The organism is Rhizobium leguminosarum (assembly GCF_010668065.1).
GTDB classification, from domain to species: domain Bacteria; phylum Pseudomonadota; class Alphaproteobacteria; order Rhizobiales; family Rhizobiaceae; genus Rhizobium; species Rhizobium leguminosarum_S.
In genome coordinates this window covers 322,134-341,132 of the sequence record NZ_WUEN01000003.1, presented here as the reverse complement: position 1 = coordinate 341,132, position 18,999 = coordinate 322,134, and the positions used below count along the sequence as shown (strand labels likewise).

At 60.1% G+C, this 18,999-nt stretch carries 21 protein-coding genes; 8 read left to right on the top strand and 13 right to left on the bottom strand.

Going from position 1 to position 18,999, the window contains the following annotated elements; translation table 11 throughout:
* Positions 1 to 2 precede the first annotated feature (2 nt).
* From GR198_RS09995 to GR198_RS09980, 4 genes are all read right to left on the bottom strand, one after another.
* On the bottom strand, positions 3 to 515 hold the full coding sequence (locus GR198_RS09995) for a hypothetical protein (RefSeq protein WP_029871253.1): 513 nt from the start codon (positions 513 to 515) through the stop codon (positions 3 to 5).
* Between the two features lie 74 nt (positions 516 to 589).
* A complete protein-coding gene (locus GR198_RS09990) occupies positions 590 to 1,726 on the bottom strand; it encodes an NAD(P)/FAD-dependent oxidoreductase (RefSeq protein ID WP_164068671.1) in 1,137 nt (378 codons plus the stop codon).
* A 96-nt stretch (positions 1,727 to 1,822) separates the two neighbouring features.
* Positions 1,823 to 3,358, bottom strand: coding sequence for an amino acid ABC transporter permease/ATP-binding protein (locus GR198_RS36090; protein ID WP_164068669.1), 1,536 nt, complete (start codon positions 3,356 to 3,358; stop codon positions 1,823 to 1,825).
* A 90-nt stretch (positions 3,359 to 3,448) separates the two neighbouring features.
* Entirely contained in the window at positions 3,449 to 4,276 is an 828-nt protein-coding gene (locus GR198_RS09980) for an ABC transporter substrate-binding protein (RefSeq protein WP_164024356.1), read from the bottom strand.
* Positions 4,277 to 4,458: 182 nt separating this feature from the next.
* Between GR198_RS09980 and GR198_RS09975 the strand changes: the two genes are divergently transcribed.
* Together GR198_RS09975 and GR198_RS09970 are read left to right on the top strand one after the other, a co-directional pair.
* Complete coding sequence (locus GR198_RS09975) at positions 4,459 to 5,529, top strand: LacI family DNA-binding transcriptional regulator (RefSeq protein ID WP_164068667.1); 1,071 nt, start codon at positions 4,459 to 4,461, stop codon at positions 5,527 to 5,529.
* A gap of 175 nt (positions 5,530 to 5,704) precedes the next feature.
* Complete coding sequence (locus GR198_RS09970; protein WP_164024483.1) at positions 5,705 to 6,808, top strand: LuxR C-terminal-related transcriptional regulator; 1,104 nt, start codon at positions 5,705 to 5,707, stop codon at positions 6,806 to 6,808.
* A 119-nt stretch (positions 6,809 to 6,927) separates the two neighbouring features.
* Here GR198_RS09970 and GR198_RS09965 read toward each other — a convergent pair whose 3' ends face one another.
* From GR198_RS09965 to GR198_RS09945, 5 genes are all read right to left on the bottom strand, one after another.
* Positions 6,928 to 7,188 (bottom strand): hypothetical protein, encoded by a 261-nt coding sequence (locus GR198_RS09965; RefSeq protein WP_164024354.1) that lies wholly within the window; start codon positions 7,186 to 7,188, stop codon positions 6,928 to 6,930.
* A gap of 133 nt (positions 7,189 to 7,321) precedes the next feature.
* A complete protein-coding gene (locus GR198_RS09960; RefSeq protein ID WP_029871260.1) occupies positions 7,322 to 7,552 on the bottom strand; it encodes a hypothetical protein in 231 nt (76 codons plus the stop codon).
* Between the two features lie 180 nt (positions 7,553 to 7,732).
* Positions 7,733 to 7,981 carry a hypothetical protein gene (locus GR198_RS09955; protein WP_012755476.1) on the bottom strand — a complete coding sequence of 83 codons (249 nt, stop codon included), beginning with the start codon at positions 7,979 to 7,981 and terminating at the stop codon, positions 7,733 to 7,735.
* A 66-nt stretch (positions 7,982 to 8,047) separates the two neighbouring features.
* Positions 8,048 to 8,452, bottom strand: a complete 405-nt coding sequence (locus GR198_RS09950) for a hypothetical protein (RefSeq protein ID WP_164069043.1) — start codon at positions 8,450 to 8,452, stop codon at positions 8,048 to 8,050.
* A 124-nt stretch (positions 8,453 to 8,576) separates the two neighbouring features.
* Positions 8,577 to 8,867, bottom strand: coding sequence for a hypothetical protein (locus GR198_RS09945; protein ID WP_164068666.1), 291 nt, complete (start codon positions 8,865 to 8,867; stop codon positions 8,577 to 8,579).
* A 423-nt stretch (positions 8,868 to 9,290) separates the two neighbouring features.
* Here GR198_RS09945 and GR198_RS09940 point away from each other — a divergent pair, with 423 nt between their 5' ends.
* The 4 genes from GR198_RS09940 (at position 9,291) to GR198_RS09925 (ending at position 12,119) form a co-directional block, all read left to right on the top strand.
* Positions 9,291 to 9,719, top strand: coding sequence for a suppressor of fused domain protein (locus GR198_RS09940; RefSeq protein ID WP_312876445.1), 429 nt, complete (start codon positions 9,291 to 9,293; stop codon positions 9,717 to 9,719).
* A gap of 9 nt (positions 9,720 to 9,728) precedes the next feature.
* Complete coding sequence (locus GR198_RS09935; protein ID WP_164068664.1) at positions 9,729 to 10,172, top strand: DUF5086 family protein; 444 nt, start codon at positions 9,729 to 9,731, stop codon at positions 10,170 to 10,172.
* A 53-nt stretch (positions 10,173 to 10,225) separates the two neighbouring features.
* Entirely contained in the window at positions 10,226 to 10,588 is a 363-nt protein-coding gene (locus GR198_RS09930) for a hypothetical protein (protein ID WP_164068662.1), read from the top strand.
* 343 nt (positions 10,589 to 10,931) lie between these two features.
* Positions 10,932 to 12,119, top strand: a complete 1,188-nt coding sequence (locus GR198_RS09925) for a hypothetical protein (RefSeq protein ID WP_164068660.1) — start codon at positions 10,932 to 10,934, stop codon at positions 12,117 to 12,119.
* 167 nt (positions 12,120 to 12,286) lie between these two features.
* Here GR198_RS09925 and GR198_RS35350 read toward each other — a convergent pair whose 3' ends face one another.
* The 3 genes from GR198_RS35350 to treZ all read right to left on the bottom strand — a co-directional run bounded on the left by GR198_RS35350 (position 12,287) and on the right by treZ (position 16,308).
* Complete coding sequence (locus tag GR198_RS35350) at positions 12,287 to 12,448, bottom strand: hypothetical protein (RefSeq protein WP_165422426.1); 162 nt, start codon at positions 12,446 to 12,448, stop codon at positions 12,287 to 12,289.
* A 195-nt stretch (positions 12,449 to 12,643) separates the two neighbouring features.
* A complete protein-coding gene (gene malQ, locus GR198_RS09920) occupies positions 12,644 to 14,509 on the bottom strand; it encodes a 4-alpha-glucanotransferase (protein WP_164068659.1) in 1,866 nt (621 codons plus the stop codon).
* A gap of 29 nt (positions 14,510 to 14,538) precedes the next feature.
* The gene (treZ, locus tag GR198_RS09915; protein ID WP_164068656.1) at positions 14,539 to 16,308 is read right to left on the bottom strand and encodes a malto-oligosyltrehalose trehalohydrolase; all 1,770 of its coding nucleotides are present in this window, start codon (positions 16,306 to 16,308) and stop codon (positions 14,539 to 14,541) included.
* A 199-nt stretch (positions 16,309 to 16,507) separates the two neighbouring features.
* Here treZ and GR198_RS09910 point away from each other — a divergent pair, with 199 nt between their 5' ends.
* Both GR198_RS09910 and GR198_RS09905 read left to right on the top strand, forming a co-directional pair.
* Positions 16,508 to 16,789: a type II toxin-antitoxin system ParD family antitoxin gene (locus GR198_RS09910; RefSeq protein ID WP_164068654.1), complete on the top strand. Its 282-nt coding sequence runs from the start codon at positions 16,508 to 16,510 to the stop codon at positions 16,787 to 16,789.
* Positions 16,790 to 16,793: 4 nt separating this feature from the next.
* Positions 16,794 to 17,267: a hypothetical protein gene (locus GR198_RS09905; protein WP_164068652.1), complete on the top strand. Its 474-nt coding sequence runs from the start codon at positions 16,794 to 16,796 to the stop codon at positions 17,265 to 17,267.
* A gap of 52 nt (positions 17,268 to 17,319) precedes the next feature.
* Here GR198_RS09905 and GR198_RS09900 read toward each other — a convergent pair whose 3' ends face one another.
* A complete protein-coding gene (locus GR198_RS09900) occupies positions 17,320 to 18,996 on the bottom strand; it encodes a response regulator (RefSeq protein ID WP_164068650.1) in 1,677 nt (558 codons plus the stop codon).
* Positions 18,997 to 18,999 lie beyond the last annotated feature (3 nt).

The following is an 18,999-nucleotide window of genomic DNA, read 5'->3' as shown; positions in this document are numbered from 1 at the left end:
AGTTATCGACGCTGGACAAGCTTCCGGTTCATCGCCGCCGCCACCAACGGTAGCGCCGTCGTCGCCACGGCTCCCAGCGGCAACCGCATGATGCCCCTCGTGACGACGAAGGTCGCCGCCATTGCACCTGCCAGCTTGAGCCAAGGCTGATTGCCGAGCTGCGCATGGGCGCTGGCATCGGCCCATCGGACGTTCTCCGTCACGACGGTCGCGGCCTGATGTTGGATCACGTGAAGGCGAGCGCGGAGGTTTTCGAGTTCTTCTCGCAGTTCTTGCAGACGGCCTTCCAGGACATGACCCTCGTAGATCGGGAGGGGCTCATCGACGGTGTCTCCAACGGAAGCGTAATCGCCGAGCGTCGCAATGTATGCCCGATATTCGGCCTCGCTGGCGAAACCCTCACGTCTGATTAGATCAGGGTTGATGCTCGCCTCTTCGAAGGAGGCCGGCGCGGTTTCCACACCGTCGCGCATATCCTTGTTTGTGCCGGTGTCCCCGAGTTCGTCCTTGAACATGATGTGTCTCCAGTTGTTCCTGGCGATAGAACGCTCGACGGCTCAGAAGGATGCATCGGCCTCCGCTGCTGCCTTCATCTTCGCGATGCGTTGAAACGCTCCGGCCGAAAGTCTGCCAGCAGCGGATGGCGGCGTCCGGTGACGATCTCGTCCGCCAGCAATTCGCCGGCAATCAGGCCGAGGGTGGCGCCGCTATGGCTGAAGGCGACGAAATAACCCGAGATCGATGGCAGTTCGCCGAAGACGGGCTCGCCGTCACCCGGGATAGGCTTCGGGCCGACCCCATAATCTTCGACCTCCAGTACCGGATTGCCTTCGAGAACCCTGGAGGCCTCGCGCAGCAATCCTTCCAGCGTCGATTGCCTGACATCATAGCTGCCGTCGGGCTTCACGCTCACCTCTTCCTCGGACCAGGCGGCGTCGAGCGCGAAGCCACCGTTGGGCGTCGGCCGGATGGCGACGCGAGGCGTGTTGAGCACGGCCTTCAGCGGATGGTGGATCGGCTTGGTCCGGACGAGAAGGGCGACAGGCGTTGCATCGCCGATATGCTGGTCGGCCTCGGCGACGATGGCCGGAACGTCGCCGCCGGCAGCAAGCAGCACGGCATCAGCATCCCGGCGCATGCCGTCTGCCGTGATCACGCCACGGGCGCTCCCGCTTTCGACATCGACCGTCGCGCGACCCGCGTCCGTGACGATCTCGCCGCCCAGCGTGCGGAATTCTTCCACGAGCGTGCCGATCAAGGACGGAAGATCGACCCAGCCCTCCCCGGGATTGAAGATCGCGCCTTGCCGCGTCACCACACTTGCGTCGACACCCGGCGTCACGGCGGCAATTCTTTGCGGCGCGAGCCATTGCGCGTGATAGCCAAGATCTCGCTCATAGCCGAAGATCTCGGCGATCTCGTTGGCGGCATCGTCCGCATCCCAGGTCAAGCCCCCGTCGAAGCGCAGCCACGACGCATCGGGATACCTCACCGCCAGCGTGCGATAGCGATCTATGCCGGCCAAACGCAGACGGTGATAGGCATCGGAGCGTTTGCGCGCCGAGTTGAGCCAGGCGAGCGAACGGCCGGAGGCGCCGTTGGCGAGCGGGCCATCATTGATGAGCACGGTGCGGACCCCGAACCGTGCCAGATGGACAGCGGTCGAGACGCCAAAGATCCCGCCGCCGATGACGACGACCTTCGAAGGTTTGGTGGAAGCATTCATGTCGATAACCTTGTTTTCTGCTCTTGCTACATCGAACGAAATCCGGCGCATCCGGCGTGAGGACGACCGGGGGCACCATGCGTTGCCTCAGGCGCTTCAGAGAACTTCAGCAAGGAAGCGCTTCAGCCGCTCGCTTCGGGGATTGTCGAAGATCTGCTGCGGGCAGCCGGCCTCGACGATGCGGCCCTCATCCATGAAGACGACCTGATCGGCCACCCTGCGCGCAAATCCCATCTCGTGCGTCACCACGGCCATCGTCATGCCCTGGCGGCCGAGAGCGGCCATCAGGTCGAGCACGCCCTTCACCAGCTCGGGATCCAGCGCACTCGTCACTTCATCGAACAGCATGACCTCCGGATCCATGGCCAGCGCGCGTGCGATGGCGACGCGCTGCTGCTGCCCACCTGAGAGACCTGCGGGCCGATGATCCCTACGCTCTGCGAGACCGACCTCGGCCAGACGCGCCTCGGCGATGCGCCGCGCCTCCTGCCTCGGCATCTTCTTGATCTTGGTCAGCGAAAGCATGACGTTCTCGAGTGCCGTGTGGTCGGGAAACAGGTTGAAGTGCTGGAACACCATGCCCACACGCCGGCGCAGCCTCTCCGGTTTCATCGCCAGGATGCTCTCGCCATCGAGCAGGATGTCGCCGCCCTTCGGCTCGACAAGCCTGTTCATGCAGCGCAGCAGCGTCGACTTGCCCGAGCCGGAAGGGCCGATGATGCAGGTGACGGTACCAGCGGCGATGTCGAGAACGACACCCTTCAACACGTCGAGATCGCCATAGGCCATGGTGAGGTCCCGGATGTTCAGGGCGCCGCCCTTGAAGCGCGGCGTACTCTCCTCGGCCGTGCCCGTGGGATGGGGGCCGGCAGCGGCCCGCAACTCGCTTACCTCGACCAATCCGCTCGCAGCACCCGAGCCGCGGCCCTGTTTTCCGAGCCGCAGTCTCGCATCGATATAATTGACGAAGTGGGTCAGCGGCACAGTGATGACGAGATAGAAGACGCCCGCCAGCAGCAGCGGTGACAGATTGCCGGTGACGACGGCCTGATCCTGGCCGACCCGGAAGATCTCGCGCTCGGAAGCGAGCAATCCGAGGAAGTAGACGAGGCTGGAATCCTTGACGTTTCCGATGAATTGATTGACCAGCGCCGGCAGAACCCGCCTGATGCCTTGTGGGATGACGATCAGGCGCATGCCCTGCCCGTGGCTCATGCTGAGCGCCCGGCAGGCTTCCATCTGGCCGCGCTCGACGCTTTGAATGCCGGACCGGAAGATTTCGCCGATATAGGCTCCGGCAATCAGGCTGAGCGCCAGGATGCCGAGCGGAAATGGAGACGGACCGAAGATCTCGCGCCCGATCCGGGCAAACCCCTGACCGATGATCAGGATCGTGACGATCGCCGGAAGCCCGCGGAAGACATCGGTATAGATGCGCGCCGGCAGCCGCAGCCAGCGGGATTGCGAGATGCCCATCACGGCAAGCGCCATACCGATGATGACGCCGAGCACGGTCGAGGCGGCGGCCAGGATCAGCGTATTCTTCAGGCCGACGCTGATCATGCTCGGCAGCACTTCCGCCATGGCGTCCCAGTCCAGGAAGCTGCGGCGCAGATTTTCAAGCCAGTTCATTCAGATCCCCATGAATTCTTGCCGATGCAGACGCCGCCGTCCGGCAGAGCCTTGATAAGCCGCCCGCCCATAAGCGGGCGGCTTACGGCGTCACTTCTTGGGAAGATACTGTTCCGGCATCGGTGAGCCGGGGAACCACTTTTCGTAAAGGGTCTTCCAGGTGCCGTCCTGCATCGCATCGTGAAGCGCGCCGTTGAGCGCCGTGCGAAAGGCATCATTTCCTTTTCGGACCACGAAGCCAGCAGGCGCATCGAAGGACGGGATATTCACGGCGACCTTCAGCGCGGGATAGCGCTCGCCATATTGCTTGGCGGCCTCGTAGTCGAGAAAATGCGCATCGACCGTTCCGTTGTTGAGGGCGGCCACAGCGGAATTGTTGTCGGGAAATTTTACCAGATCGGTTCCCCCGAAATTCTTGGTTGCGTAGACTTCCTGCAAGGTCCCCTGCACGACGCCGAGACGCTTGCCCTTGAGGCCATCGGCATCCTTGATGCCGGCATCCGGGGTCAGGACAGAGAGATAACCGGCAAGATAGCCGTCGGAAAAGTCGATGGTCTTCTTGCGGGCTTCGGTGGTTCCGATCGCCGCAACGGCAACGTCGAACCTTTCGTTTGCGACCGACGGCAGGAGTGCTGAAAATTCCTGGCCGGTGAACGTCACCTTGTCTTTTTGAAAGCCGAGGCGGGAGACGACGTTGAGAAACAGCTCGATATCGAAACCGGTGAACTGGCCGTCCGCCGTCGCAAACGTATAGGGCTTGGAATCGCCCATCGTGCCGACGCTGATAGTCCCGGGCTCGATCAGGTTATAGGGATTGTCGGCGGCGGCCGCAGAGCCTGCCCCCATTGCAAGAAGGCATGTCAAAAGACCGGCCCGCAACGGGGCCATGATGGCCGGAAAAAATAGAAAAGGCTTCATCGTCGTTCTCCGCTCTGAAAGGAATGCTCTTGTCGGCATTGTCGGTCGTCCTGCCTCTGCCGCGCATCGCGGCAGAGATTTGTAGACAAGATACCGGTCTCTGATATAAAGAGACCGGTCTCACAACATATTTGATATCCGTCAATTGACCGGTCGTCAACAACTCTTGTAGTCCTCGGCCCATGGAAGATTCCGCTCATCCGAAACGTTCAGTCACGGTCGCCGACGTCGCGAAGGCCGCAAAGGTCTCGAAGGCCACGGCTGCCCGCGTTCTCGGCGGCTACGGCGTGGTCAGCGCCAAGATCACAGATCAGGTCATGGCGGCCGCCGCCGCCCTCGAATACCGCCCGAACGAACTCGCCCGCAGCATGAGCACCGGAAGGTCCGGCATCATCGGGGTCGTGGTCGGCGATATCGAAAACGCCTTCTTCAGCCTGGCGGTGCGCGGCATCAGCGATGCGGCCCGTCTTGCGGGCTTCAACGTCATCATCGCCAATTCGGGCGAAGAGCTCGATGCGGAAAAATCGGCCGTCGACCTCCTGATCGGCAAGCGCGTCGATGGCCTGATCGTGACGCCGGCCCGCTGCGACAGCTTCGACCATCTGCAGCACGTCCGCCGTGCCGGCGTGCCGCTGGTGTTGTTCGACCGGGCTATCCCGGAACTCGATGTCGACGCCGTGACCGGCGACGACCGGGATGCAGCCATCACCGCGACCCGCTATCTGATCGGGCAAGGACATCGCCGCCTCGCCTATGTCTCTGCCATGGATGCCGAGGATGGTGGGCTCACCGATATCGGGCGGATCTCGAATTCCGCCGTGCGCGAACGCGTGGAGGGTTTTGTCAGCGTCCTGACCGAGGCGGGTTTGCCGAACCCTCTTCATTATATCAGGCTCGGCGCCACGAACCAGCAACAGACGGACGACGTGATCAAACACCTGCTCGCCGACAATGCTGCGCCAATGGCGCTCCTGGCATCGGACAGCCTCGTCGGCTTGCGCATCTTCAAGTCGCTGCAGTCGCTCGGCCTGTCGATCCCCAAGGACGTGTCGATGATTTCTTTTCTCGACGCCGACTGGACCAGCGTCACCGTTCCGCCGATCACTATCGTCGACCAGCGCGTCTACGACATGGGCAAGCTCGCCGGCGAGCGGCTCATCGCCCGGATCGAACGCACCCCTCTTGCCGTGGAACGTCTTCGCGTCAGCACGAGCCTCGTCGTGCGCGGCTCCGTCTCGGCGATCGGCCGGTGAGACCTATTGAGTTGGCTATACCCGCATCGCCTAGAGAAGCAGAGTAGTACCGCATGGCAATCAGTCACGAACGCCCATGGGTCGCCGATTTGATATTACTTGGGTTACTGTTGTCTTTGCCTCGCCAACGTTATTTAATGCCGAAAATACTCGCTATGGGATTTTCAGAAAGATCATGCTCCAGTCAAAAGACGCTTCATCTGAGCTGATAGATTTGATCTATGGAAGTCTATTCGGTGAGTGCAACTGGCAGGATTTTCTGGATTGCGTTGCGCAAACCTCGCCGAATGGAAAGGCTGCCCTCCATTACCACGATCTGGCCTCGCCTGTGGCCCATGTTCCCTACGTATCGGGGTTTTCGAGGACCGAGGTCGACCAATTCAGCAGCCACTTTGCCGCAGTGAACCCCTGGATTCCGAGATTGAGCTTTGTGCCGGTTGGTCAAGGTGTCTGCGGAGACGAAATCTTTCCACGCGAAGACTTGCTCAAATCGGAATTCTACAATGATTGGCTGAAGGGACAGGCCCAATGCGAGACGAGCATCGGTGTCTCGATCATTCGGGAGGAAACCCGCACCTTCGTCCTATCTACCTGCACCTCGTCAGCCGACCCCGATTTCAACAAAGAGGCAGCCGGGCGTTACACGATACTCGCGCCTCATTTGAAAAGAGCTTTCGACTTCATCCGGAAGCGCGATCTACTCGCCCCGGAAAGACAGACGACGCAAACCCTGTTTGATAGCATCGGCGTCGGACTGATCTACGTTTCGGAGCAAGGGCGAGCACGTCAATGGAATAAGAGCGCGGAAGCCTTGATGGAGGCTGGCTTTCCTGTGCAAGTCGCCCCGAGCGGCAAGCTCGAACTTCAATGCGAGAGGTCGACTGCCGTTCTTAATTTCCTGACTTCCAGAAAGGGCGTGCAAACAAGGCCGCATACGGCGATTGCAAATGGGAAGAACAAGGCTAGCTATCGCATCACACTCCTCCGGCTCCAGTCCGATGCGTTCACTGAGTTCTTGGAGGGGCCGACCGTGGCCGTCATTGTCGAGCCGATGGTGGCCACGCCACTCAATGAGCGGCGAGATTTCCTAATGGAAGCCTACAAACTGACTGCAACGGAGATTCGGATCGCATCAAGCATTGCCTCGGGCCATTCGCCAAAAGAGGTGGCCATAGCCGATCACATCAGCTACGAAACGGTCAGAACCCACCTCAGAAACATCTATTCCAAGCTCGGGGTAAATTCCCGGGTTGGTTTGGTCGCGCTGCTCATGCGCTGACGATAGGCTTGCAACTCGTCCCTACCGCCCGCATGGCAGCCTTTGCATATTGCGGACGGGTTCCGAGAAGAGACGTGCACCACTCGAACATGAATTTCGGCAACCCTTGTCTACGCCCACTAGTCATAGAGTTCGCCATGACCAATCTGTTCCCTTGCAGGCGCATCGCTGATCGAGGGATCCTCGGCCGGATCGGGATCTCTCTTGTTGGCATCGCTCAGAAACTGCGCGGCCTTAAGCAGTGCCGCGGTCACCTCCTCGGTGCCCCACCCGGCTTCATTGGCGGCTGCAATCAGCCTTTCCAAAGCGTCGCGCGCGGCTGCGGTCGCCTCTTCGAAGCGCTGCGCGGGAGATTCGGTCTTCGGTGGTGGAAAGGTCATCGGCGTTCCCTCCATAGGTCTGGCTGTTAGGAGTGAACGCAGCCCAGGGGAAATAGATGCGCGACCATGCTGATTAAACAAACCGATGCCCAGCAGCGCCGCAGTGGCAACGGCCGGCCACGTCTTTTCCGCCTCAGATGACCGTCTGCAACAGAAACGGAGAGCTCTCCAACGGACGCTGGGCGAGGATCCTCAGCATTGCGGGGCCTTGTATGCCGGAAGTCGTGCAGGAACGGCCGTCGTGATAGACCACCGTCATGATGCGGCTGAGACTATTGTACCTGATCTCTGCGATCGTCCGGGTGTGAACCGGAAAGATGAATTCATGGGGTTGAGATTTCTCCCCCGAGGTTTTCAAGGTCATTGCGATGCCCCAACGAAAAAAGCAATTTTAGCCCCACCGCGCCCTGGTCTGAGCCTAACGGTGTCTATCAAGCACATATTGCTGCGACGGTCGCGTGACATCGGCGTGACATGCAGAATCGGCACTGCCAACTCAGGGCGGGATTCGTGACACGTCAGTTGCCAAAGCGGCCATCACCCGTCAATGCAATGTCCGACGGATCCCGTGTGCGAGAGCGGCCTGCGGCCAGCATTCGACCGTGCGGGCCAACGATCGAACGGCTTCGTCCACGTTGAAAACCACGTCCCCGAGCCGCTCGATCTCATGATCGAGCTCGTAGACCTCGACTTCGTCGAGGTCGTCATTCTGGAGCATTCGCCTCATTGCCTCGATAAGGCGCTCAGTTCGCCCAACGATATCCAGCGCGCTGCGTATGATGATGTCGAACATGCCGTCCCCTCGCTTCGATAATGAAGGGTCGGCCAGAATCGTGATGCTGACAATCCTGAAATCTTGTCAGATGCGCTCGCGGATCGTGTCGTAGAGATCCCTCAACTCCCGCAGTGCGGGTTGAGGCCTACGGCGCGGCAGGGCGGCGCGACGTCCGGCAAAGGCAAGTGCGCCGGCAACCGCCGCGATGAGCAGCAGCGTTGAGGCCGGGTAGAGCTTTACCGCTGCTTCCGTCTGACGCATTGCTTTCCCGGCACTCCCCTTTGCCGATCGGGCGGCATCGAGGACCTGCTGCTGGAGCGTGCCGATCTGCTTTCGCAGCGCGCCGAGCTCTTCGGCCAAGTCATGGTCAGACTGCCGGGGAACGCCGACGGAGGCCGTATTCGTATCGATGATGGCTTTCGGAACAGGCTCGCCGATCTTGGCTCCCTTGGTGTCGAGGGTCGTATCAGTGCTCTTGCGGCGCGGCATGATCATTTCTCCTTCCTGGATGATGCCGAAAAGTGTGAGCGGCTTTCGGACGACATCATGCGCTAACTATCTAATGTAGAACAGGATTCAGAATTAGGCTGACCAAGTCTGAAATCCTCCTGTTCTAGTCGTCGTCGAGCGAGAAGACCGGCCGGTAGTGGCGCTCGGCGATCAACAGGCTCCGGTCGGGCCGGATGATGTAGATCTCCTCAACCTGGCGTCCCCATTGATCTGTGAAGGTGTGGGGGAAGGAAGAGCCCACCGGCGATTTCGTCAGCTTCGTGCGAGGCTGGCCGTTATACGTGATGCTGCCGGGGATGGGCGCCAGTCCTGCCGACGAATAACTGCCTGCGCTGGTCGTGCAGCCTGTCAGCACAAGCGCAAAAACCAGCCCAAATCCTATGCTCTGCTTCATCGATCCCTCCAGCTGCCTCGTCTTCGCGCGGCACTCGCTTTTATCGTCAATGTAACAGGGGACGACAGACATTGTTCCAGAATTTGGTCGGAGACATCAGTGCAGGCGAGACTTCGGCCCGAAACCGGAACGACCGCGCGCCATCGCCTCGTTCTCGAAGCGCACGCAGTCGTCTATCCCTTCACGTTGGCGTTGAACTTTTCAGAGGCTGGTGGCATTAAAAGTCCATTCAAGGCGTGGTTGTGCTTTTAAAAATGTTCCCATTTCTCAATGCATACCGTCGCAGCGTTTATGAGAATGAATGAGAAGAACCGGAATATTCCTTCGCAGACGACCGATCGGACGGCATTGAAATTCATGCGTTCGGACGCGACTTCGCGCCCGTCGGTACGGACGAAGGTTACGTGCTCCTGACCAAACGGCATGAGCGATCGGCGAATGACACTGCCGGCCTCGCACAGGGAAAAGGGCGAAAAGCCCAGAGCCGAACTGATGTGGTACGTGCGTGAGCCGACACCAGAAATAATCGTCAATTTGCGCTGGCTCGCCGAACTTCCATTCATGGACGCGACCTGGTTCGGTTTCGGCCATCGGGTGCCGATGCCGACCCCACCTGTCGAGGGATGCGATTTCAGGACATTTCTCTTTCTCACGCCGATCATCGAAACTGACCAGCGCATTGCGGAAGCGCTTATGGTCGAGAATGATCCGGTCGAGATCCTCACGGTGAATTTGATTTCCGATGCGGAGTACCGCTTCATCAAGGAGAAGGGACTGGATCCTTTTTTCGACATGCTGGACGAAGAGGATTATCCGCCGATATTCGACCCGAAGCGAAAATCCTACCTATAGCGATCTCACATGCGCATAAGTCCTGGAGCTATCCTTCTTGCTGTCGCGACCATTTTGGGTGCACCGGTCTTCGCGCGTGCCGACGCGGTGAAACCACCTGATGTTTCCACCGTCATTCTCTCCCTCTCACCGCGGACCGTTCGCTGGGCCACCGTCCACAAACATCCGGAGCCCGCCGATCACGATCTTTACTACCATGTCGAGGTGATCGAGAAGGAGCGAGCTTCGCCGCCATGGCAATTCAAACGGCTTGCCGCACATGTTGTCGTTACGGCGGACGCTTTGGACAGGAGCCGCGTGCGACGAAAAGCCAAGACCTATTTTTACAAGGACATCGAATTCCGGATCGCCTACCGAGGCTGGCGCGCGCAACCTCTCATGCAGCAGGAGGCCGGCGTTTGCCGCACGACAATTCTTGAATGCGTCGACGCCGCAGACAATATGCGCCCATAACAGTCGGAGGACGACCGTATCAACGCGGCGCGTGAACAGAGGGAAGGTCGGCGATGCTAGCAAGACCAGCCGGATATGCCGGGGCCGCAATCGCTGCTCTGTGGGCGGCCCGCCAGATGGGCCGACTTTATTCCTCCACCGAACCGTTCGGCCCTGAGCTCATGAATGTTGCAAGAAATCTCGGCATTTTCATTCTGCCGTCGCTCGTTCTGCTCCTGGCTGGGCCTTTCAGGATGTGGTTCGACAGATTTGCGCCGCTGTACCCCTCTGTGCTCGGAGCCTGTGTCCTCAACATCTATATGCAAGACGATGCGCTGGCTGCCGGTCTGCCGATGATCGTGCTCGTCTACCCCTTCCTGGTGATTTTTGCGCTCGCCTACTTGTTGCGCGGGCGAGTGTCGGAAATGCGCAATTGAATCATGCGGCGCGCCGCGGACGAGCGGCTCCCATCTCGGCATTCGAAGTTCCAAGGGTTGCAAAAATCGAAGAAATACACTTTTTGTGTAATGGATGAGTCTCAACGCTACCCCTGCTAGAGAAAATACTGCCGCCCGTCGCCGGCGGAGGGGTACCTATGTTTCTTCAGACCCAGCGTTTCGGCTGATCCTGACCTCACCGCCCCCAATTTAGCTGACCAGATGAAGGCCGTGATATCGAGCGGCGCTCTTCGTGGACTGCCTTTTCTGACCTCAGGGCGGGACTCAGCCCGTCTGGAAATTTCGAAATCCTCGCATCTATTTTCTACATAAGGACATCTCCATGAAGCATATGCGTAATCTCCACCTGATGATGGCAAGCACCGCGTTCCTGACGCTGGCCGGCCCGGCGCTTGCCCTTGATGGCACGGACATGATGAAGAAGCTCAATGCCGCAACCAGTGCCGGCGGTACGGTCATCACCTTCGAAAAGGCCGAAGCCGATGGCGACACGGTAACGGCGACCGGTGTCCAGGTGGGATCATCGAGCTTGCCCGGCGACACTTTGAAGATCGGCGACCTCATCTTCGAGGGCGTCGAGGAAATCGAAGGCGGTGGCTATCACGCCAACACCGTCTCCTTCCCGGATATCGATATCAGCCAGGAGGAAGGACGTTTTTCCGCAAAGGAGATCCAGATCACCGGCCTCACGATTCCCGCCAATGCGACGGGCGATACGCTGAAAGACATCCTCCTCTATGAAACCGTCAGCACCGGGCCGATCGCTCTCAACATCAAGGGCAAGGACGTGCTCGCGATCGACAGCATCGAGTCGAACCTCGAACGCCAGGATGGCGGCTTTGCCTATGACGCCAATGTCGCGGGTCTCAAGGCCGACCTGTCGCAGGTCGAGGATGCGAATGCGAAAGAGGCCATCGAGAAACTGGGCCTGACGACGCTCGACGGCGCGGTGACGATGAAGGGCATTTGGGAACTCGAAAGCGGCAAGGTCGCAGTCGACGAATATGCTTTCGACTTCAAGAATATCGGCCGGCTGAATTTCGCCGTCGATTTCTCCGGTTACACGCTGGGCTTCATCAAGTCGCTGCAGGAGGCGGTAAAGACCGCAGAGGCCAATCCGAACAAGGAAGAGGCCAACCAGGCCGCCGGCCTTGCGATGCTGGGGCTGATGCAGCAGCTGACGATCAACAGCGCCTCGATCCGCTTCGACGATGCCTCGATCACCAAGAAGGCGCTCGATTATGCCGGCTCGCAGCAGGGCGTCACGGGCGACCAGCTGGCGCAATCGCTGAAAGGACTCGTGCCGATGATGATGGCGCAGCTCAACATGCCCGAGCTGCAAAACCAGGTGGCGGCTGCCGTCAACACCTATCTCGACGGACCGAAAAGCCTGACGATCAGCGCCGCGCCGGAAAAGCCGGTTCCAGTCCCGATGATCATCGGCGCGGCCATGGGCGCACCGAACACCATTCCTTCGGTGCTTGGCGTCAAGGTCACGGCGAACGACTAACTATTCGTAGAGGCGTTTCACGAATGCCGGCTGCCGGAGGCGGGTTTCGCCAACCTGCCTCTGCATTCCTTTTCTGGGAAAGCGGAGTGACATCCAAGCCAACGAAAGGTGGCCACCACCTCTAGCCCCTCCGGGAGAAGTGCGAAGCGGTTTTCCCGCGAAAGGCTCTAAAACTCGTCGCTGCGACGCCTCACGGCGTGCTTCAACGCCACCATATGCCTTCGCCGCTCCAGCATGTAATCGGCATATCCGACACAGATGAACAGCAGCGTGGGGCCGGCGTAGATGATGATCAGAGCCAATGCGATAAGGATGAATGCGCTCGTCATGGTCTTGTTTCCCATCAATATTGGTCGCCGCATCTGAAGCGGCGAGAGCGGACGGGTCCTCATCTCGGCAATGCCTGTCCCTATTCCTTCAAAATTCGCCGGCTTCCTATTCGTTCCCTGCGCGAAGCGATTTCCATATGCGCGGCAGGCCCTATCGAACGACAATGATGAAGCGGACGGCTCGCCCGGCCTTAATCACTGCCGCGGACGTTCCTCCCGCATTGCCGCCGTCACGCTCTTCAGCAGCGGGCTCGACATCAGATCCGCGAGCAAAACCGATAGCTTCGGCTTCCAGTTCGGATAGCTGTCGCTGGTGCCCGGAACATTGGTCGGACCTTTCTCGTCGGTGAGATCGGCGAGACGGACCGCAGCGAGAAGCGAGGGCGTCCTGGCGATGAAGCGATAGGCGCTAACGGTCAATTCCCTCAGCGTCTCCTCGCTTGCCCGCGCTTGGGAAAGCCTGGCCGGCAGGTCGAGGCCGGCAGCCTTCAGCGCCGCTTTCAGGTTCCTCCGCTCGCGCTTGCGGTCTTCGAGATGTTTTTCGGTGAGATCGGGCGGCACGATGCCGTGGTCGCACCGAGCCTGAATGTCGGCGCCGCGCCACCAGCCGGCAAGGGTCTGGTGGTCGTGCGTCGAAATGCAGGCCAAAGCCAGGACGGGATAGACGTCCGCCGGCTTGAAGCCCTTCTCGTCCTGTTCATAGGAAAGGATGCGGTAGGAGAGAATGTGGGCCGCCGCCAGATCGTCCTGCAATCCCTTGGGGATCAGTCCCAGGTCTTCTCCGATGACGAGGCACCGATGCTCGGCGGACACTTCTGCGAGGATCTGCAGAAGCCGATCCGCGGGATAACTGACATAGGCGCCGCCGTCCGGCCTGCTGCCCAATGGCACCAGGAAGAGGCGGCGAAGCGCTGCGGCGTGGTCGATGCGGATGGCGCCCGCATATCGCATGGCAGCGCTGACCATGCGCCGGAAAGGCGACATTTCTCCTGCCGCGATCGCGGAAGGCAGATATCCGGCAAGGTGCCAGTCCTGCCCGTCCACGGCGAATGGATCGGGTGGGCTGCCGATGGTGGCCTTGGCGACATAGGTATCCGGCTCGCTCCATGTCGCCGAGCCGTCGACCGCCTCCCCGACGGCAAGATCGAGATAGAGCCCGATCCGCAGGCCGGCCTTCCGCCCCCGGTCCGCCGTCTGCATCAGCTGCCGGTGAGCAAGCCATTGCAGCCACATGTGGAAGCGGACATCGTCCGCGTGTCCGCGCTCGAATTCGGCAACGGCGGCGCTGTCGAAGCGCTGAAAATCGGCCGGCCACCATTGCCAGCCGGCGCCCATCCCGCGCTCGACCATGGAAAACGAGATACATTCGAAAAGCGCATGCAGCCGCAGGCTGTTACCACCTTGCGTGATGAAGGCGTCGAAATCGGCCGGATCATAGGCCTCGTCGATCACGCTGCGCCGTCGCCAGGCCGGCCAGAGATCGCGCAGAGCCCTCAGCTTGATCCGTGCGACGCCGGCGTAGTCGACGAGATCGGTCTGGCGAAGGCTTGCCAATTGCCGTTCGAGTTCCGGACCGCAGGCAAAACCCGGCAACCGGTCGACTGCGATATAGAGCGGGTTGAGATGCTGGCGGCTCGATGGCTCATAGGGGCTGCAACGGTCGGGATCGGCGAGAAACGGCGCGTGAAGCGGGGTGAGGCCGATGAAATCGGCGCCCAGCGATCCCGCGAGATCCGCCATATCGGACAGATCCTCGAAATCTCCTATGCCCCAGTTGCGTGTGGATCGAAGCTCGTAAAGCTGCAGGCTCACGCCCCAGACGCGCGTGCGGGAAAGGAAATCGGGCAGAAATGACCTGGCGATCTTCTTAGCCGCCGGCTTGGGCTCCCGCCGCGGCGCGCCAGTCTCGGGATCGGCCGTTCCCGGCAAGTCGACCTTCAGTGCCGAGAGGATCTTGCGCTTGGTCTCGCCTGATATCGCCACCTCCCGATTGTCGGGACTGGGCCTCGTCAGGCTGATGCCGTGCCGGCGGGCGAGCTTGTCGAGCTCAGCAGATTTCATCGTTCGATCGCTTTCCTGTCAGCGCGCCGTCACACCTCGCCGATGCTCCACATCACCGTCCACGGCGAGAGATTGCCACCATCGCTGCCGCCGAGACGGAAGATCGTCTCGCCGTCGTCCTGCTGCGAGACGGGCGGCGCCACCTCGGCGCCGACGTTGGCATGCAGATGAAGACGCCGGTTTTGCGCCAGGGTCCAATCCACCGCGAGCGCGCTTCCCGCCGAGCGATAGACCGCGTTTCCGGTGCCCGCGCCTTTCAGCAATGGCACGATCCTTCTGTGTCGGAGGTCGAGAAGCGTCCTGTAAAAATCAAGGACCTCGGAAGAGGCGAGTTTCGACCAGTCCAGCTTGGCGGCGGCGAAGGTCGATGGCGCCGTCGGGTCGAGAAGGTCGTCGGCGTCGAAGCCCGGCAGACGGGAAAGCTCCTCGCGACGGCCTTTCCTGACCTTCTCGTTCAGGTCCTCGTCGAAATCGCAGAAGAAGGGGAAAGGTTCTCTGGCACCCCATTCCTCGCCCATGAATAGCATCGGGATCTCGGGCGCCAGCAGGTAGATGGCGGCGACGGCCTTGACGACATCGGCAGGGCTCGAAGCCAGAACCCGATCCCCCAGCGCCCTGTTGCCAATCTGGTCATGGTTCTGAATGAAGGAGATGAAAGCGGTGGGCGGGAGGTGGCCGCTTGGCCTGCCGCGGTTTGCGCCGCGATAGGGCATGTGTTCCCCCTGAAAGACGAAGCCTTCCGCCAGCGCTCGGCCGAGCTTGCCGGCGTCACCGGCGTAGTCGGCATAATAGCCGAAGGTTTCTCCGGTCGCGGTGATATGCAGCACGTGGTGCACGTCGTCGTTCCACTGGGCGGTGAACAGCTTCACTTCCCCGTTTTCGCCACGCGTCAACAGGTCACTGTCGTTCTCCTCGTTTTCGACGATCAGATGAACGTGCCGGTCGCCGGCCGCGTCTCTGACGCGGCGGGCAAGCGCGTGAAGCAGATGCTCGGCGCTGTCGTCCTTGATGGCGTGGACGGCATCGAAGCGGAAACCGTCGAGCCTGAACTCGGTGATCCAGTAGATGGCGTTTTCGATGATGAACTCGCGGATCATCTCCGATCCGTCGCCATCGTAATTGATGCCGTTGCCCCAGGGCGTCTTGTGATGGTCGGTAAAGAGCGGCGCATAGGAGGGGATATAGTTCCCGTCAGGCCCGAAGTGATTGTAGACCACGTCCAGGAAAACCGAGATGCCGCGCTGGTGCGCTGCGTCCACCAGCGCCATGAAATCTTCCGGCCGGCCATAGCTGCTGTCCGGAGCATAGGGAAGCACGCCATCATAACCCCAGCTGTAACGGCCGGGAAATTCACTCAGCGGCATGATCTGCAGCGCCGTAACGCCCAGCGCCTGCAGATGATCGAGCCGCTCGATCGCGGCCTTGAAAGTACCCTCCGGCGTGAAGCAGCCGATATGCATCTCGTAGATCACCATCTCTTCCCAAGGCCGCCCCGTCCAGTCGCTCGTCTTCCAGCGACAGAAGGAAAGGTCGACCACTTCGCTCGGCCCGTGTACATCCTGCGGCTGAAACCGCGAGGCGGGATCGGGAATTTCGAGACCATCCGGCAGGGCGAAGCGGTAGCGTGTACCGACGCTGGCATCCGCGACCGTATAGTGGTGCCAGCCGCCCCCGACCGCCTGCATCTGCCGTGGATCAGCGCCTTCGATCGTCAACGACACGCTTTCATGCAGGGGAGCCCAGAGGCGGAATAGAATGCCCTCTTCGGTGAATGCCGGTCCGAACGTCATTTGGGTCAAAGGAAAGCCTTCGATGAAATGGGATGGGATTTGGGTAACTTTTGTCAGGGCAAAAAGTTTCGCAGGCACGGAGAGGGCAAAGCGGCCACCGTCGCGAGGCGCGCCTCCGGCAGACATCCGAAGAGTATGATTCCATCCCATCGTGAGTAGGATTTTATCCTACCGCGTGCTATAAACCTGTAAAATAGGAGTGTAATCGATGCGTTCGACGCAACAGATGAGCATCACGTTGCCCGTGGAAATGGCGAAGCGCGTTAAACAGCGGGTGTCTAACGGTGATTACGCCTCGGAGAGCGAAGTCATACGCGAGGGACTTCGGGCTTTGCAGGAACGCGAGAATGCCGTCGAGCATTGGCTGCGAACAGAAGTTGCGGCCACCTATGATGCCTACAAGGCCGATCCCACGAAGGCCAAGCCCCTCGATGAGGTCTGGAAGCGCCTCGAAGCGAGCATGGAAAAAATCGACCAGGAGGAAAGGTGATATTGTGCAATATACTTTCAGTCTTGCGTCTATTTTACTTTTAACCGGACTATATGCGCCGAATTTGCCCGAGAGTTTTTCTATAAAATTTCTCAGCTCCATTGAAAACAAATGCCCAAGCTTTGGAAAAAGCTCCTCGGATGCAGCGCTTGTGCTGAAATGCGATGGAAGCATGAGAACTTTAATGATTGCAAAAAGTTTAAGCTTCGATGGCGCTTCTTACATTAAAGACCCAGATTCCCACGCAAACGAAATTCTGCGGGACGTCGGCAAAATTATCAACGAAGATCTGAACATAGAAAGTCGGAAGATAACATTTTGCGATCCAACGATAGATACTCTCGGGAGGTGCAAAACAGTCTACATTCTGAGTGGCGCTAGGGACTTCGATGAGGCGGCCTTGGCTATAAACCCCAAAGATAATGAGATTGATAGCTTTTCATACTTTCTAATCGTCTCTTGGGAGCGAGATAAATAACAGGTGGGAATGATCCACCTCCACCTACTCCGATTCAAGCTCATCCCGAGATTCAAGCCGCCGCGACTTTGCCCGAGAGCGCCTGATCCATCGCCACCTGAAGCTGTTCCTGCGTGAATGGCTTCTTCATCCGCAGCATCCGGCCGAGGCCATGGTCTTCGGAAAACTCGGCATAGCCCGATGCAAGGATGATGGGCAGGCCTGGAAAGGAGGAGCGAAGGTGACGTGCAAGCTCGGCGCCCGTCATGCCCGGCATGGCATGATCGGTGATGACGAGATCGCAACCCTGTCCGTCGGCAAAGAATTCCAAAGCCTGGGAAGCCGAAGACGCCTCCTGCGGCAGGTGCCCGAGATCCTCGAGCATCGCCACGGTTCCCGTTCTGACAAGGGCGTCGTCATCAACAACCAGAATAGCAAGCGGCCGCGACGCCGGTTTCAAAGGCTCCGTCGCCGGAGGCTCGACGGGAGGCTGCACCTTGACGAAGGTTTCGGCAACGGGCAGCCACAGCGAAACGGTCGTGCCCTTGCCCCGGACGCTCGATATCTGGATCGAGCCGCCGGATTGCGCCGCCAGGCCATGCACCATCGACAGGCCGAGACCGGTGCCCTTGCCGACCCCCTTCGTGGTGAAAAACGGTTCGGCGGCACGCGAGACCGTTGCCTCGTCCATCCCCTCGCCATCGTCCGACACCGATATCCTGATGTAATTTCCGCCCGCGAGCCCGGCCGGCCGGGCGTCTTCGGCTGCCGCCGCAGCAACCGTCACGGCTCCGCCGCTTTCGAGCGCATCCCGCGCATTGACGAACAGGTTAAGCAGCGCCAGTTCCAGCTGGTTGCTGTCGACGAGGAGGGGCGCCAGATCCGCCGGGATGCTTTTGCGGATTTCGATGCGCGGCCCCACCGCCTTGGCGAGAAGATCCTCGACGTTTTCGAACAGCCTGAAGAAGTCGACCGCCTGCGGCTTGAGCTCTTGGCGACGTGCGAAAGCAAGCAGGCGCTGGGTGAGCGCCGTGCCGCGCTCGGCCGCCTGGATCGCATTCGTCACCAGGCGTTCACTGCGTTCATCGGCCGGAAGCCGCTTCTTCAGAAGGTTGAGGCTGCCGAGAACTGCCATGAGGAGGTTATTGAAGTCGTGCGCCACGCCACCCGTCAAATGGCCGATTGTGTCGAGCTTCTGCGCCTCGAACAGTTGTGCGAGCGCTTCTTCACGCTCCCGCGTCCGTTGATCGATCCGGTGCTCGAGCTCCTCGTTGAGCTCACGCAACTGCGCTGCCGAGGCCTCAAGCTCGGCGGTGCGCTGGTGAACGCGGCCCTCCAGCTCGGCGTTCAGGCGTTCGAGTTCCCTCGTCTTCCTGTAGAGATCGGCAAAGACCCGCACCTTGGCTCTCAGCACCTCGGGGACGATCGGGACGGAGACGTAGTCGACCGCGCCCACCGCATAGCCGCGCAGCCGGTCCGGTTCCGCCAGCATCACGGCGGAAACGAAGATGATCGGCGTATTCTGATAGCGCGGATGCTGCCGGATCATGCTGACCAGCTCGAACCCGTCCTGTTCGGGCATGCAGACATCGACGAGGATCACCGCGATTTCGGTGCGCAACAGATGTTCGAAGGCTTCGCGAGCGGATTGCGCCTTGATGAGGTTTTCCCCGAGCTCTTCGAGAATGACCTCGTAACTCAGGAGCTTTGCCGGTTGGTCGTCGACGAGAAGGATGTTGACGGGGTTCATGGC

Bases quoted from the DNA above. Each gene is read 5' to 3' on its own strand.
- GR198_RS09995 (WP_029871253.1), bottom strand. From the start codon at position 515: ATGTTCAAGGACGAACTCGGGGACACCGGCACAAACAAGGATATGCGC.
- GR198_RS09990 (WP_164068671.1), bottom strand. From the start codon at position 1,726: ATGAATGCTTCCACCAAACCTTCGAAGGTCGTCGTCATCGGCGGCGGG.
- GR198_RS36090 (WP_164068669.1), bottom strand. From the start codon at position 3,358: ATGAACTGGCTTGAAAATCTGCGCCGCAGCTTCCTGGACTGGGACGCC.
- GR198_RS09980 (WP_164024356.1), bottom strand. From the start codon at position 4,276: ATGAAGCCTTTTCTATTTTTTCCGGCCATCATGGCCCCGTTGCGGGCC.
- GR198_RS09975 (WP_164068667.1), top strand. From the start codon at position 4,459: ATGGAAGATTCCGCTCATCCGAAACGTTCAGTCACGGTCGCCGACGTC.
- GR198_RS09970 (WP_164024483.1), top strand. From the start codon at position 5,705: ATGCTCCAGTCAAAAGACGCTTCATCTGAGCTGATAGATTTGATCTAT.
- GR198_RS09965 (WP_164024354.1), bottom strand. From the start codon at position 7,188: ATGACCTTTCCACCACCGAAGACCGAATCTCCCGCGCAGCGCTTCGAA.
- GR198_RS09960 (WP_029871260.1), bottom strand. From the start codon at position 7,552: ATGACCTTGAAAACCTCGGGGGAGAAATCTCAACCCCATGAATTCATC.
- GR198_RS09955 (WP_012755476.1), bottom strand. From the start codon at position 7,981: ATGTTCGACATCATCATACGCAGCGCGCTGGATATCGTTGGGCGAACT.
- GR198_RS09950 (WP_164069043.1), bottom strand. From the start codon at position 8,452: ATGCCGCGCCGCAAGAGCACTGATACGACCCTCGACACCAAGGGAGCC.
- GR198_RS09945 (WP_164068666.1), bottom strand. From the start codon at position 8,867: ATGAAGCAGAGCATAGGATTTGGGCTGGTTTTTGCGCTTGTGCTGACA.
- GR198_RS09940 (WP_312876445.1), top strand. From the start codon at position 9,291: ATGAGCGATCGGCGAATGACACTGCCGGCCTCGCACAGGGAAAAGGGC.
- GR198_RS09935 (WP_164068664.1), top strand. From the start codon at position 9,729: ATGCGCATAAGTCCTGGAGCTATCCTTCTTGCTGTCGCGACCATTTTG.
- GR198_RS09930 (WP_164068662.1), top strand. From the start codon at position 10,226: ATGCTAGCAAGACCAGCCGGATATGCCGGGGCCGCAATCGCTGCTCTG.
- GR198_RS09925 (WP_164068660.1), top strand. From the start codon at position 10,932: ATGAAGCATATGCGTAATCTCCACCTGATGATGGCAAGCACCGCGTTC.
- GR198_RS35350 (WP_165422426.1), bottom strand. From the start codon at position 12,448: ATGACGAGCGCATTCATCCTTATCGCATTGGCTCTGATCATCATCTAC.
- malQ (WP_164068659.1), bottom strand. From the start codon at position 14,509: ATGAAATCTGCTGAGCTCGACAAGCTCGCCCGCCGGCACGGCATCAGC.
- GR198_RS09910 (WP_164068654.1), top strand. From the start codon at position 16,508: ATGCGTTCGACGCAACAGATGAGCATCACGTTGCCCGTGGAAATGGCG.
- GR198_RS09900 (WP_164068650.1), bottom strand. From the start codon at position 18,996: ATGAACCCCGTCAACATCCTTCTCGTCGACGACCAACCGGCAAAGCTC.